This window comes from Stutzerimonas stutzeri SDM-LAC, assembly GCF_000235745.1.
In the GTDB taxonomy this organism is placed as follows: Bacteria; Pseudomonadota; Gammaproteobacteria; order Pseudomonadales; family Pseudomonadaceae; genus Stutzerimonas; species Stutzerimonas stutzeri_H.
The window spans coordinates 16960-30284 of sequence record NZ_AGSX01000184.1; the positions used below are offsets into that span (position 1 = coordinate 16960).

Sequence of the window (13325 nt, forward strand, 5' to 3'; positions counted from 1 at the left end):
ACGGTCATTATGCGGGAGCGGCTCAGTTCCCACCAATTGCCATCTAGGCAAAAAATGTGCTTGCAGTGTACAGACAGGTCTGTCTATTATCCAGTCGTGCCTCACCGGCCCCGATCCTTTACGAGGAGCGACACGATGAAACTCTACGATCTGACCCTGTCCGGTAATTGCTACAAGGCGCGCCTGTTTCTCAGCCTGATCGGCCAAGCGGCTGAGGTGGTGCCGGTGAATCTACTGAAAGGCGAGCACAAGCAACCGCCGTTTCTTGCGATCAATCCGCGTGGGCAAGTGCCGGTGCTTGAGGATGGGGATGTGCGGGTGATCGACTCGCAGGCCATTCTTGTCTATCTGGCGCGGCGTTATGCCGATGAGAGCTGGTTTGCGTCGGATGCGCAGACGCAGGCGCGCATCGTTGGTTGGCTGAGTTTCGCCGCCAACGAGATGCAGCATGGCCCGGCCACGGCTCGAGTGGCGCGCTTGTTCGGTCGGCCAATCGACGAAGCCTTGACCTCAGAACGTGCACTGGCGGCCATGCAATTGCTTGAGCAGCAGCTCGTCGAACACACTTGGCTGGCTGAAACCAAGACGCCAACCATCGCCGACATCGCCGTATATCCCTACGCGGCGTTGGCCCCCGACGGTGGTATCGATCTGGCGCCTTACCCGGCAGTAAGAGCGTGGTGTTCACGCATTCGCGAGCTGCCGGGCTACATCGGCATGCCGGGTCTGGAATAGGAGCTGCGGCCATGAGCAGTCCCTTCCATGTCGGTGAGCAATGGGTGCAGAGCCGTGCCGGTGTGCGCGAAAAAGCCGAGCAGATCGGCAACCGGGTGATCCGCGCGTTCATGCCCGATCAACACCGTGAATTCTTCGCTCAGTTGCCTGTGCTGCTGGTCGCGGCGGTGGACAGTGAAGGGCAGCCTCATGCGTCGGTGCTCTGGGGGGCGGCCGGGTTCGCCTGGTCGCCACACCCCGAGTTACTTTGCGTCGGTGCCAATGCGCAGGCTGATGACCCGATTGCAGCGTTGTTACGCCCGAGCGCCATGGTCGGTTTGCTGGGGTTGGAGTGGCCGACCCGCAGGCGCAACCGGATGAACGGGCGAATCGTCGAAAGCGATGCCCAGGGCTTCAGTGTTGCGGTGGTGCAGTCATTCGGCAATTGCCCGAAGTACATCCAGTCGAGGGATTGCCGGCCAGCCGCCCGTCAGCCAGGGCCCATGCTCCAAGGCGATGGGCTGGACGATGAGCTGCGGGCGCTGCTGCAGAAGGCCGACACGCTGTTCATCGCCAGCCATAGCGCGGACCCACAGGGTGGTGGTGTCGACATATCCCACCGTGGCGGCCCGGTGGGCTTCGTTGAAATCGATCGGGATGGTCGCCTCTGGTTGCCGGATTACAGTGGCAATCGGTTGTTCAACACCTTGGGCAATCTGGTGCGTGAACCGCGTTGCGGGCTGCTGTTCGTCGATTTCGCCAGCGGCGATCTGCTCCAGATGCAGGCGCTGGCGGAGCTTGTCTGGCCCGAGCAGTACGCCGCAATGGGCATTACCGCGCCGCCTGGTGCCGAGCGCATGCTCGCGCTGACGCCGGGTCGTTGGGTTCTGCGGCGCTCACGTCTGCCCCTGGCATTTGCAGCGCCGGACAACTCGCCTTTTCTTCCCGGACTAGGAGCGTGAGTCATGCGTCGCTTGAGGATGATTGGAATGGCTCTGGCTCTGGCGCTGTTAGCCGCTGGCGTGGATGCAGCTGAATTGCGGTTCAGCCTGGTCCGTACCGGGCAAACGCTGTCCAGTGGAGAGTTTGCCTGGCGTGATGGCGGCTGGGTCCAGCCGCATCCGATCAATCATATCGCTGTGCTGATCGAGCATCGGGGCCGCCGGCTACTGTTCGGTACAGGCCTGGGGCGGCAGATCGACGCGGAGTTGGACAGCGAAATCCCATGGCGCGAAAAGCGCTACGGTGCTGTGCAGCCGGTTCGTGACCAACTTGATCGCGACGGTGTTGAGGTCGACCGGGTTGTATTGGGATGCGCCCGCTGGCAGTACGCATCCGGGCTGGCTGATTTCGCCGAGGTGCCGGTGCTGGCCAGCCCGGAGAGTATTAACTACGTACACAACGCGACACCTCCTGCAGTCCTTCCGGCGCAGTTCGCCCATGGCGTCAAATGGCACCCTCTGCGCTTCGAACGACGTCCGTTTTATGGGTTCCAGGAAAGCCTCGACCTGGTCGGCGACGAACGGCTGGTACTGGTAAAACTGCCTGGGCACGGCGCTCTGGGGTTATTCCTGACCCTTGATGATGGTCGACGTTTCTTTTTCCAGGGAGACGCCGCAGCCGCTGAAAACGAGCCGAAGCCACTGCCTGTCGAGGTCGAGCAGATGCAGGACAGCCAATTGCAGGCGCAACTCGGTTTTTATCCGCGCTGGATCGAGTGAATCGGGCGGTAGCCAACCCCGATCGTTTGGCTTCCAACCCGCCAGTTTGAGCCCTTCCGTTCGTCTGCTTGGGCACGTTGAACGAAGCGCCTCCAGCTAAGCTTAAGCCTGTGATTTCCCTAGAAAGCCAGGCCGGAAAAAGATGGGCGCAGTATGGCGGACCGATACATCCCGAGCAGGTGGTAGCACGCGCGTGCCAACCGCCAAAAAGCCGGGCAAAACACGCTCCCCCGGTAGTCGTCTGGCGCGCCGCATGAGCGTGTTGCTGGGCGTTTCGTTGTTAGCCGGCGGAGGCTATGCCGCCTGGCATGAGATGCACACCTCGAAGCTGCAGGCGCTCTGGCTGAGCCGTTACGCAGAGAACCTCGACTACCAGGTCGAATCCGGCGTCAGTAGCAGTATTAAGTTTCCCGAGGCCGGGCCCTTCGACCGACGTCTTGGCTATGCGGCCTTGCCGACATTTCTCGAGCGCTTGAGCGCGCGTGGGTTCGACATTCAGCAGCAGGTGCGCTTTTCGCCGGCCTTGCAGCGGTATGTCAGCCACGGCTTTTTCGTGCCTTATCCGGAAAAGTCCCAGGCCGGGCTGACCATCGACGATTGTCGTGGCGAGCCGCTGTATGCCAATAGCTACCCGCACCAGTACTACGAAACCTTCGACGATGTGCCGCCTGTTATTGCGATGAGCCTGTTGTTCATCGAGGATCGTGGGCTGCTAAACGCGGAGCGCCCTCGCGCCAACCCGGCGGTGGATTGGCCGCGGTTCACCATGGCGGCGGTGAGTCAGGTGGAAAAGAAGCTGGGCCTGCCGGTCCAGGCCGCTGGAGGTAGCACGCTCGCGACCCAGGTGGAGAAATATCGCCATTCGCCTGAAGGGCGCACCGGAAGCGCGGAGGAAAAGATTCGGCAGATGATTTCCGCGAGCGTGCGCACCTACCGCGAAGGCCAGCAAACCATGGCGACCCGGCAGCGCATCGTCCGCGACTACCTCAACAGCGTGCCGCTGTCTGCCGCCTATGGACATGGCGAGGTGCACGGCATCGCCGATGGTCTGCGCCTCTGGTACGGCGCCGATTTCGCCGAGGTTAACCGGGTCCTCGATGCTCGGCGCAATGAAGGCGTCAGTTATGAAACGCAGGGGCTGGCGCTGCGTCAGGTGCTCTCGCTGCTGATCGCTCAGCGGCGCCCATCGTACTACCTGGGCGCAGGGCGCGACGACATGGCGGAACTCACCGACAGTCATATTCGCCTGCTGGCCAATGGCGGTGTGATCGGCACGCGGTTGCGCAACGCCGCCTTGCAGCAGCAGGTTGAGTTCCGCAATTTGCGTCTCGAGCCGGGCATTCGTGAGGTGCCTTCCAGCAAGGGCATCACGGCGGCACGGATGCGCCTGAGCAACCTGCTGGGTGTTTCGTTGTATGAGCTGGACCGTCTCGATCTGGCTGCGACCACACCGCTGCATGGTGAGCTTCAGACCCAAGTGACCGAATATCTGCATCGCCTGGCCGATCCGTCGTTCGCCGGTGAAGTGGGCTTGTTTGGCGAGCGCATGTTGTCACCTGAGCGTACCGGTGACGTGCGTTACAGCTTCACGTTGTTCGAGCGCGGCGAGCAGGGCTTCCGTGTACGGGTGCAGACCGACAACACCAACCAGCCATTCGACATCAACGAGGGCAGTAAACTGGAGCTGGGCTCGACCGCCAAGCTGCGGGTGCTGACGACCTATCTGGAAGTCATCGCCGAGCTGCATCAGCGCTACGCGACAAGCGAAGTAGCCGATTTGCGCAAGACCGAGGCGGTAGATCCGCTGACCCGCTGGGCGCTGGGTTATCTGATCCAGAACGAGGATCGAAATCTACCGGCAATGCTTGATGCGGCGCTGGAGCGGCGCTATTCGGCCAGCCCGGCCGAGCGCTTCTTCACCGGTGCCGGCATGCACCGCTTCGGCAATTTCCGCCGTGAGGACGACGGCCGCCTGCCGACCATGCGCGAAGCGCTGCAGGAGTCGATCAACCTGCCGTTCGTTCGGTTGATGCGCGATCTGGTGAGCTACAGCACCTACCAGACATCCAATGGCGCCGAGCTGCTCAAAAGTGATGACAACCCCGAGCGGCGGGAATACCTGCAGCGTTTTGCCGATCGTGAGGGCTCGGTGTTCCTTCAACGCTTCTGGCGCAAGTACCGCGGCAAGAGCGCGGAGGAGCGCATCGAAGCGTTGCTGGACGGCATGCGCCCGACGCCATCGAGGTTGGCTGCGGTGCATCGTTACCTGATGCCCGAGGCGGATCGTGCGACCTTCGAGCGCTTTCTCAAGGCGCGTCTGCCGACGGCAGATATCACCGACAAGGCCGTCGACTCGCTGTACGAACGCTACGCGCCGGGCGCCTACAGCCTGCCCGATCAGGGCTACATCGCTCGCGTCCACCCGCTGGACCTGTGGCTACTGGGTTACCTGATCAAGCATCCGGAGGCCGGCATCACCGAGGTGATTGCGGCCAGTACCGCCGAGCGCCAAGAGGTGTACGGCTGGCTGTTCCGCAGCCGGCACAAGAGCGCTCGCGACAGCCGTATCCGTATCATGCTCGAGGTGGAGGCGTTTACCGATATCCATCGCCGCTGGCAGCGGCTGGGTTATCCGTTCGACCATCTGGTGCCGTCGCTGGCGACAGCGCTGGGCAGTTCCGGTGACCGCCCGGCGGCGTTGGCCGAGTTGATGGGCATCATCGTCAACGACGGCGTGCGACTGCCCAGTGTGCGCATCGACAGCCTGCATTTCGCCAACGAAACCCCGTACGAAACGCGCCTCGGCATCAAACCGGATGCCGGGGTGCGAGTCTTGCCCAGCGAGGTGGCGACGGCGTTGCGCGAGGCACTTGCCAGTGTGGTCGAAGGCGGCACTGCCCGTCGCATTCGCGGCAGCTTCATGCAGGCAGATGGCGAAGCGTTGCGCATTGGCGGCAAGACCGGGACGGGTGACAACCGGATCCAGACCGTTGGCGCGGGCGGTCGGCTGATCAGCTCGCTGGCGCTGAATCGTACCGCAACCTTTGTGTTCTACCTCGGGCCGAATCACTTCGGCACGCTGACGGCCTACGTACCGGGGCGCGGGGCGGATAGCTTCCGCTTTACCTCTGCGCTACCGGTACAGGTGCTCAAGGGCATGGCGCCGATACTGCAGCCATACCTGCAGCCCGGAGCGCAGACACAATGCCAGCCGCTCGACGAGCCGCTGAAGCCGACGCTGACAGCGAGCACCGAGAAGAAGCCTTGAGCAGGGCGGGTCGAGCGGTTGGGCACACTGACCGCTTCGGCCCCTATCACAGATGGCCTTTGCCGATCAGCCGGCGCTCGGCGACACTCTTCCGCTTGGCGAACCTAATCTTGCAGGCCTCACGCCGAAGCGGTTTGCTGCACTGCCGGGTGGAAGGCGAGCGCGTTTTTGTCGCCGGGCATGCGGTCCTGAATTTACAGGGCACGATTGAGCTGTAGTTCCCGGGTGTGGAACAGAGGGTCACGCAGCGTCGCTATCGAGCCGGGCGCTAAAACGATTTCACGATCCGCCCGAGCAATTCCATCGCCTTTTCGCTGCGCTCGTCCCAGGGATGGCCGTAGTTCAGGCGTGCGCAATTGCGAAAGCGCCGGGTGGCCGAAAAGATCGGGCCTGGAGCGAGGCTGATGCCCTGCGCGAGCGCCAGCTGCAACAATTGCAGCGAATCGACTCCCTCGGGGAATTCGAACCAGAGGAAGTAACCGCCGCTGGGCCGTGTTACGCGCGTGCTGGCCGGGAAATGACGCGCGGCGGAGGCAAGCATTTCGCCCTGTTGACGTTCCAGCGCATGACGCAATTTACGCAAGTGCCGGTCGTAGCCGCCGTTCTGCAGATAGTCAGCGATAGCCGCTTGGGCCGGCACCGAGGGCGAGATCGTCGTCATCAACTTGAGGCGGCTGATTTGTTCGGCGTAACGTCCGCCCGCCACCCAGCCGACCCGGTATCCCGGCGCCAGGCTTTTGGAAAACGAGCCGCAATGCATTACCCAGCCGTCACGGTCATGGCTCTTGACCGGTTTCGGCGGCTCCTGGTTGAAGTACAGCTCGGCGTAGACGTCGTCTTCGATCAGCGGGACCTGATGGCGCTGCAACAGCGCATAGAGCTTCTCTTTGTTTGCCTCGGAGATGCTCGCACCGAGCGGGTTCTGCAGGCTACTCATGAACCAGCAGGCCTTGATCGGCAGGCTGTCCAGACGCCTTTCCAATGTGTCCAGGTCGATCCCGTCGCGCGGATGCACCGGGATCTCCACTGCCTTGAGCTTGAGCCGCTCCAGCACCTGCAAGGTGGCGTAGAACGCAGGTGCTTCGATGGCGACCAAGTCCCCCGGCTGGGTGACCACCTGTAAACAGAGATTCAACGCTTCCATGGCGCCGGTGGTGATTACCAGTTCGTCCAACGGCAGCATGACTCCGCTGACCATATAGCGCAGTGCGATCTGCCGGCGCAGGTCAGGGTGGCCGGTAGTCATCTCGGCGATCACTTCACGCCCCGGCATCTCGCGCACGGTCTGCGCCATTGAGCGCGCCAGGCGTTGCAGCGGGAACAGATCGGGACTGGGGAAGGCGGAACCGAACGGAACGGTGTCCGGATCGCGCAGCGAGGCGAGCACCGAGAACACCAGTTCGCTAACGTCGACATCGGTGGTTTCGCTCAGGCGTGGGCTGATCTCGGGCTCGGGAAGCAGGCGCCTGGCGTGCTCGCGGACAAAATAGCCCGAGCGCGCCCGGGCCTGGATCAAGCCACGATCCTCCAGCAGGTAGTAGGCTTGGAACACGGTGGAGGGGCTTACGCCGTAGGTGCGACTGGCATGGCGCACGGACGGCACCTTTTCACCTGGCGCCAGTACGCCGGAGCGGATCAGTTCGGCAATTTCGTCAGCGAATTTCTCGTAGCGCTTCATCTGCTTCTGCTTCAGCAATATCGGTCTGCCACGTGAGCGGGCTCGTGCGCGCTGCCACCATCCTACCGAACCCTTGGAGCAATGAAGGTGCTCGGGGCGGTTACCTGGCGTGCCGGGTCGCTCGCGTCGGTGACCGAGAAATGCACTGTTTCTTGCGCGTTCCCGTTGTCGTCAACGAGCGCCACGCTGACCGGCACATCGACGATCTCACCTGCGGTCAGGCTGAGCTGGTGCGGGCCGTGCAGCTCGTAGGGGCCTTCGCCCAAGGTGATCAGATAGTCGTGCGGCTGCAGGGTTTTGTTGATGATCTTCAGGCTGTACATGTTTTCGATCTGGCCCTGGCTGTTTTCGCGGTAGAGGGTCCGGTCCTTGGTTACATCCAGGGATAACGTCGGTCGCGCTTCCAACGCCCAGACGAAGGCACCGATCATAATCACCAGCGCTCCGGTATAGCCGATCAGGCGCGGTCGCAGCAGCCTGGTCTGACCGCCTTCAAGCGCACGTTCGGAGGTATATCGAACCAGGCCTCGGGCGTAACCCATCTTGTCCATGACACTGTCGCAGGCGTCGATACAGGCACCGCAACTCAGGCAATCGAGTTGCAGGCCGTCGCGGATATCGATGCCGGTGGGACAGACCTGTACGCACAGCGTGCAGTCTATGCAGTCACCAAGTCCCTCGGCCCTTGGATCAGCGTCTTTGCGTCGCGCGCCGCGTTGTTCACCCCGCGCGGCATCGTAGGACACCACCAGTGTGTCGGCATCGAACATCACGCTTTGGAACCGCGAATAGGGGCACATGTGCACACACACCTTTTCACGCAGCCAGCCAGCATTGATATACGTCGCGGCGGTGAAGAAGAACAGCCAGAACGCGGCGGTTCCGCCCAGCTGCAGACTGAACAGATCGATGACCAGTTCACGGACCGGAGTGAAGTAGCCGACGAAGGCAATCGCCGTGGCCAGGCTTACGGCCAGCCAGACGGCGTGCTTGGCAGCGCGTCGTGACAGCTTGCTGAATGACAGCGGGGCGGCGTCCAGCTTGATTCGCTGGCTGCGATCGCCCTCGGTGACTTTCTCAGCCCACATGAACAGCCAAGTCCAAGTGCTTTGTGGGCAGGCGTAGCCGCACCAGACTCGGCCGGCGAGCACGGTGATGAAGAACAAGCCGAAGGCGGCAATGATCAGCAACGCCGATAACAGGATGAAATCCTGCGGCCAGAATGTCGCCCCGAAGATATGGAATTGTTGTTTGTTCAGATCCCATAGCACCGCCTGGCGTCCGCCCCAGGTCAGCCACTGGGTGCCGAAATAGAGCAGGAACAAGAGCCCGCCGCCGATCAGGCGCAGATTGCGGAACAGGCCGGTAAAACTGCGGGTGTGAATCGGCCCGCCCGCCTGTGCCGGCGTTAAGCGGATTGGCTTGTGTGGATCGACGGTGTCGATGATCGTTGCGGGGATGCGTTCGGTCATTGTGTCGCCCCTGTCAGGCTAATCAGGCGGCGCTGATGATCCAGTTGGGGCCTCTCGCATAACAGACTCAGGTCTTTCGAAAAAACACGGATCAGATGATAAGGCCAGCTGGACGAGGCGCCCTGCAATCGATGAAATACGGCTGTATGGAGCATCTTTCCTGGCCGTGACAGATTGGTTGGCAGGCCTGCGGGAATCTCCAGCGCGATCTGACTCCCGCAGCTGCGACACCAGGCCACAGCAGGAGCCAGCCATCTGATTCGATTTTTTTCAACGAATCTGCACCTGTTTCGCCGCAGTGGTCGCGGGCGATAGTCTCCGGCTGTCACGCCGAGGCGTGCTGTCGGCGGCCGTTCCCGGCATGATTACCTATTCCGTTCCGCTGTATTAAAAGGATCCCTGATGATTCTCAAAGGCCTGACCTGGCTGGTCGTGCTGCAATTGCTCGGTAGCATCATCCACCTCTCGCTGCTGCCCGCACTGCCGGGCCCGATCATTGGCATGGTGTTGCTGTTTGCTCTGTTGTTGCTGCGGCGAGGCATTCCTGAATCCATCGAGAAGACCGCTGCGCTGCTGTTGTTGTATCTGCCGTTGCTGCTCATCGTGCCGGCGGCGGGGATCATGACCAGCAGCGATGCGCTGCTCGCCGACCTGCCGGCTATTGCCGCCGGTTTGGTCCTGGCGCTGGTGGTAACCGTGCCGTTCTGTGGTTGGCTGATGCAGACGCTGATCAGAAGAATGGATCGGCAGCGGGAGGACCAGGCATGAGCGGTATCGATTGGCGCAGCGTCTGGAGCATGACGCTGGATCACCCGCTGTTCTCCGTGGGGCTCACTTTGATCGCGTTTCAGCTGGCGCTGACGCTCTATCAGCGCAGCGGCTGGCTGGTGCTGCAGCCGGTGATGGTCGGTATGCTGCTGGTGGTCGGCACGCTGTACCTGTGCGGCATCGACTATGCGAGGTATCGGGTTGATGCGTCGATGATCGCCATCCTGGTCGGCCCTGCGACCGTCGCGTTGGCGGTGCCGTTGTACCGTCACATTCGCCGCATTCAGCAGCTGTTCTGGCCCATCCTGATTACGCTGGTGAGCGGCGGGGTGCTTGGCGTTGTTCTGACGCTGACCATCGCCGGTGCGTTAGGCGCGGACCTGACCGTCTTGATGAGCCTGTCACCCAAGGCTGCAACCATGCCGATTGCCATGCTGGTGGCCGAGCAACTGGGTGGCCTGGCGTCGCTGGCCGCCGTGTTCGTCATGCTCACCGGCGTCATCGGCACCGCCCTGGGGCCGTTGCTGCTGGGCTGGGCGGGCGTCGATCACCCGGCGGCGCGAGGCTTGAGTTACGGCATCAACGCACACGCCATCGGCACGGCCCGGGCGCTGGAGGAGGGGGACGAATGTGGCGCCTTCGCCGCGCTGGGCATGAGCTTGCTGGGCATTCTGATCGCGCTGTTCTTGCCGCTGGCGCTGGGCTGACGCTGTTTTGCTGCCTCATAGCTGTTGCGATTGTTTCGGCTACGCCTACGCTTAGGACTTCCATCTCAGGAGCGAACCCATGTTCGAGCAGTTCCAGCGTAGCGAGTGCGAAGTCAATGGCGTTCGGATCAACTATCGGAAGGGCGGCTCCGGTCCGCCCCTGCTCCTGCTGCACGGCTACCCGCAAACCCATGTGATCTGGCACGAAATCGCCGATCAGCTGGCTGAACGCTTTACCGTAGTGGCGGCGGACCTGCGTGGTTACGGCGATAGCAGCAAGCCCGACGGCGGCGAGGACCACGTCGCCTACAGCAAGCGCGAAATGGCGCGGGATCAAGTCGAGCTGATGCGCTCCCTGGGCTTCGAACGCTTCGATATTCTCGCCCATGATCGCGGTGCGCGCGTCAGCCATCGGCTGGCGATGGATCATCCTGAGGCGGTACGGAGAATGATCCTGCTGGACATTGCGCCGACCCTGGCCATGTACAGCCAGACCGATGAAACCTTCGCGCGTGCTTATTGGCACTGGTTCTTTCTGATCCGCCCGGCGCCGCTGCCGGAAACCCTGCTCGAAGCGAACCCCGAGCTCGTGCTGCAAAGCGCCGTGGCGACTCGTGTCGATCATGTGCACCCATTCGCTGAGGCGGCTTATGCCGAATACCTGCGTTGCATGAAACTGCCCGGCACCATCCACGCGTTCTGCGAGGACTATCGAGCCAGTGCCGGTATCGACCTTGAGCATGACCGTGCTGATCGCTCCGCTGGCCGAGTGATCCAGGTGCCGTTGCTGGTGCTCTGGGGCGCGCGCGGTGTTATTGAGCGATGCTTCGATCCGCTGAAGGAATGGCGTGCGGTGGCGCAGGATGTGCGGGGCAGGGCGTTGCCGGCAGGCCACTATTTGCCTGAGGAAGTTCCCGAGTTGCTTCTGGAAGAAGTGTTGGCTTTTCTCGGCTGACGGGTTAACCAAAATGTATCGAATTTTGCGATTGGTTTGTGCTGAATAATCCAACCATGTACTCGTCAATCCAATAGAAGATGACTTCATTCCGCCGCTCGGCGCTACCTCGAGCGGCACGACTTTGAGGCTTCTGTAATGATCGATATTCGTCCCCGCGCGGACCTTGGCGCTGCTCAACACGGATGGCTGGATACGCGTCACCACTTCTCGTTCGCTGAATACCACGATCCGGCGCGCATGCACTGGGGCCATCTACGTGTCTGGAATGACGACAGCATCGCGCCGCATTCCGGCTTCCCGACCCATCCGCACCGGGACATGGAAATCATCACCTATGTACGCAAGGGTGCGATCACCCACGAGGACAGCCTCGGTAACCGCGGGCGGACCGTGGCGGGTGATGTTCAGGTGATGAGCGCTGGCACCGGCATCGCCCACAGCGAATTCAATCTTGAAGACGAAACCACCGAGATCTTCCAGATCTGGATCTATCCGGACCAGTCCGGCTTACCGCCCGCCTGGGGCACACGGCCGTTTCCAGCAGGCGACCGGGCTGGCAGCTTCGTCACTCTGGCCAGCGGCATGGCCGAAGACGGCGACGCCCTGCCCATACGAGCCGATGCCCGTCTGGTTGCCGCGACACTTTCGGCAGGTCAGGTTGCCGAGTACGACATTGGCCCGGACCGGAAGGTCTACCTGGTGCCTGCCAGCGGGCGTATCGCAGTAGGTGAGCGAGTTGCGGCTGCAGGTGATGGCGTCGCAGTGCGAGATGAGGCGCGGCTGAGCATCAAGGCTTTGGGGGACAGTGAAATCGTGCTGATCGACGTGCGCTGAACCTGGCGACTCCCAGTAGCAAACCGAAAACCAACCCAGAAAGAGGAAACCAAAATGGCGAAGATTCTCGTGTTGTACCACTCAATGTATGGCCACATCGAAACCATGGCCAACGCGGTTGCCGAAGGTGCCCGCCGTGTTGACGGCGCTGAGGTGACTATCAAGCGCGTGCCGGAAACCATGCCGCAGGACGCGTTCAAGAATGCCGGCGGCAAGGTCGATCAGCAGGCACCGATCGCCAGCCCGACGGAGCTGGCCGACTACGATGCGATCATCTTTGGCACGCCGACCCGCTTCGGCAACATGTCGAGCCAGATGCGCACCTTCCTCGACCAGACCGGTGGCCTCTGGGCCAAGGGCGCGCTGCATGGCAAGGTCGCCAGCGTATTTACCTCGACCGGCACCGGCGGCGGCCAGGAAATGACGATCACGTCCACCTGGACCACTCTGGCCCACCACGGAATGATCATCGTGCCGACCGGATACGGTATTGGCGAGTTCTTCGATATTTCCGAAATGAACGGCGGAACGCCTTACGGCGCTTCGACTATCGCTGGCGGTGATGGCTCGCGTCAGCCTTCGAACAAGGAGCTGACCATTGCCCGCTATCAGGGCGAGCTAGTGGCTCAGACCACGGTGAAGCTGAAAGGCTGATCGACTGCCCATGGTGCCGAGGCGGCTTGGCTCGCCCGGCACTCGGCGGCCCGCAATCAATCGTTGCGCAGCAGCCCGTACATCAGTTCGTCGACATAATCGGAGTCGCTGGCACGTTTGTAGGCTGCCCGCTGGGTACCCTCGTGGACAAAGCCCAGGCGTTCATAAAACGCGATGGCACGGCGATTGTCCGCCTCAACTGTCAGCTCGATCCGGGTGATGCCCGCTTGCCACAGCCGCGAGATCGCGTCCTGCATCATCGCAACGGCGACACCCCGACCTTGCGCTTCCGGCGCCACGGCCAAGGTTCCCAGGTAGGCCACATGGGCGGTGCGCCCGACATGCCGCTGCGCCTGGTAGAAGCCCATCACTTCGCCGTCGACCTCGTACAGGTAGAAACAGCCGCTCTCGAACAGCGGGTCGAACACCTTGCTGAAAGCCGCGCGTGGCATCGGCTCGAAGCCGAGGAAAGGCACCACCCATTCGTGCATGTAGATGTCGTAGATGCGATCGAAATCGGCAGGGACAACCAGTCGGCGCATGTCCGTTCT

At 62.0% G+C, this 13325-nt stretch carries 12 protein-coding genes; 9 read left to right on the forward strand and 3 right to left on the reverse strand.

The window, feature by feature from the left end; all coding sequences use genetic code 11:
- Positions 1 to 135 precede the first annotated feature (135 nt).
- The 4 genes from PSTU_RS0118125 (at position 136) to PSTU_RS21000 (ending at position 5703) form a co-directional block, all read left to right on the forward strand.
- Positions 136 to 735: a glutathione S-transferase family protein gene (locus PSTU_RS0118125; RefSeq protein WP_019342435.1), complete on the forward strand. Its 600-nt coding sequence runs from the start codon at positions 136 to 138 to the stop codon at positions 733 to 735.
- Positions 736 to 746: 11 nt separating this feature from the next.
- Complete coding sequence (locus PSTU_RS0118130) at positions 747 to 1676, forward strand: pyridoxamine 5'-phosphate oxidase family protein (protein ID WP_019342436.1); 930 nt, start codon at positions 747 to 749, stop codon at positions 1674 to 1676.
- A 27-nt stretch (positions 1677 to 1703) separates the two neighbouring features.
- Complete coding sequence (locus tag PSTU_RS0118135; RefSeq protein ID WP_019342437.1) at positions 1704 to 2435, forward strand: hypothetical protein; 732 nt, start codon at positions 1704 to 1706, stop codon at positions 2433 to 2435.
- 142 nt (positions 2436 to 2577) lie between these two features.
- On the forward strand, positions 2578 to 5703 hold the full coding sequence (locus PSTU_RS21000) for a transglycosylase domain-containing protein (RefSeq protein WP_080571222.1): 3126 nt from the start codon (positions 2578 to 2580) through the stop codon (positions 5701 to 5703).
- Positions 5704 to 5971: 268 nt separating this feature from the next.
- Here PSTU_RS21000 and mapR read toward each other — a convergent pair whose 3' ends face one another.
- Complete coding sequence (gene mapR, locus PSTU_RS0118145) at positions 5972 to 7381, reverse strand: GntR family transcriptional regulator MpaR (protein WP_029404861.1); 1410 nt, start codon at positions 7379 to 7381, stop codon at positions 5972 to 5974.
- Between the two features lie 62 nt (positions 7382 to 7443).
- Positions 7444 to 8853: a cytochrome c oxidase accessory protein CcoG gene (ccoG, locus tag PSTU_RS0118150; protein ID WP_019342440.1), complete on the reverse strand. Its 1410-nt coding sequence runs from the start codon at positions 8851 to 8853 to the stop codon at positions 7444 to 7446.
- A gap of 402 nt (positions 8854 to 9255) precedes the next feature.
- Here ccoG and PSTU_RS0118155 point away from each other — a divergent pair, with 402 nt between their 5' ends.
- From PSTU_RS0118155 to wrbA, 5 genes are all read left to right on the forward strand, one after another.
- On the forward strand, positions 9256 to 9621 hold the full coding sequence (locus tag PSTU_RS0118155) for a CidA/LrgA family protein (RefSeq protein ID WP_019342441.1): 366 nt from the start codon (positions 9256 to 9258) through the stop codon (positions 9619 to 9621).
- Positions 9618 to 10328, forward strand: coding sequence for an LrgB family protein (locus tag PSTU_RS0118160; RefSeq protein ID WP_019342442.1), 711 nt, complete (start codon positions 9618 to 9620; stop codon positions 10326 to 10328). The genes PSTU_RS0118155 and PSTU_RS0118160 overlap by 4 nt, the downstream gene beginning before the upstream one ends.
- 79 nt (positions 10329 to 10407) lie before the next feature.
- Positions 10408 to 11283, forward strand: a complete 876-nt coding sequence (locus PSTU_RS0118165) for an alpha/beta fold hydrolase (protein ID WP_019342443.1) — start codon at positions 10408 to 10410, stop codon at positions 11281 to 11283.
- Positions 11284 to 11421: 138 nt separating this feature from the next.
- The gene (locus PSTU_RS0118170; RefSeq protein ID WP_019342444.1) at positions 11422 to 12120 is read left to right on the forward strand and encodes a pirin family protein; all 699 of its coding nucleotides are present in this window, start codon (positions 11422 to 11424) and stop codon (positions 12118 to 12120) included.
- Between the two features lie 54 nt (positions 12121 to 12174).
- On the forward strand, positions 12175 to 12774 hold the full coding sequence (gene wrbA, locus PSTU_RS0118175) for an NAD(P)H:quinone oxidoreductase (protein ID WP_019342445.1): 600 nt from the start codon (positions 12175 to 12177) through the stop codon (positions 12772 to 12774).
- 56 nt (positions 12775 to 12830) lie between these two features.
- On the opposite strand, the gene PSTU_RS0118180 is transcribed toward wrbA, so the two are convergent.
- Positions 12831 to 13316: a GNAT family N-acetyltransferase gene (locus tag PSTU_RS0118180; RefSeq protein ID WP_019342446.1), complete on the reverse strand. Its 486-nt coding sequence runs from the start codon at positions 13314 to 13316 to the stop codon at positions 12831 to 12833.
- Between the last annotated feature and the right edge of the window lie 9 nt (positions 13317 to 13325).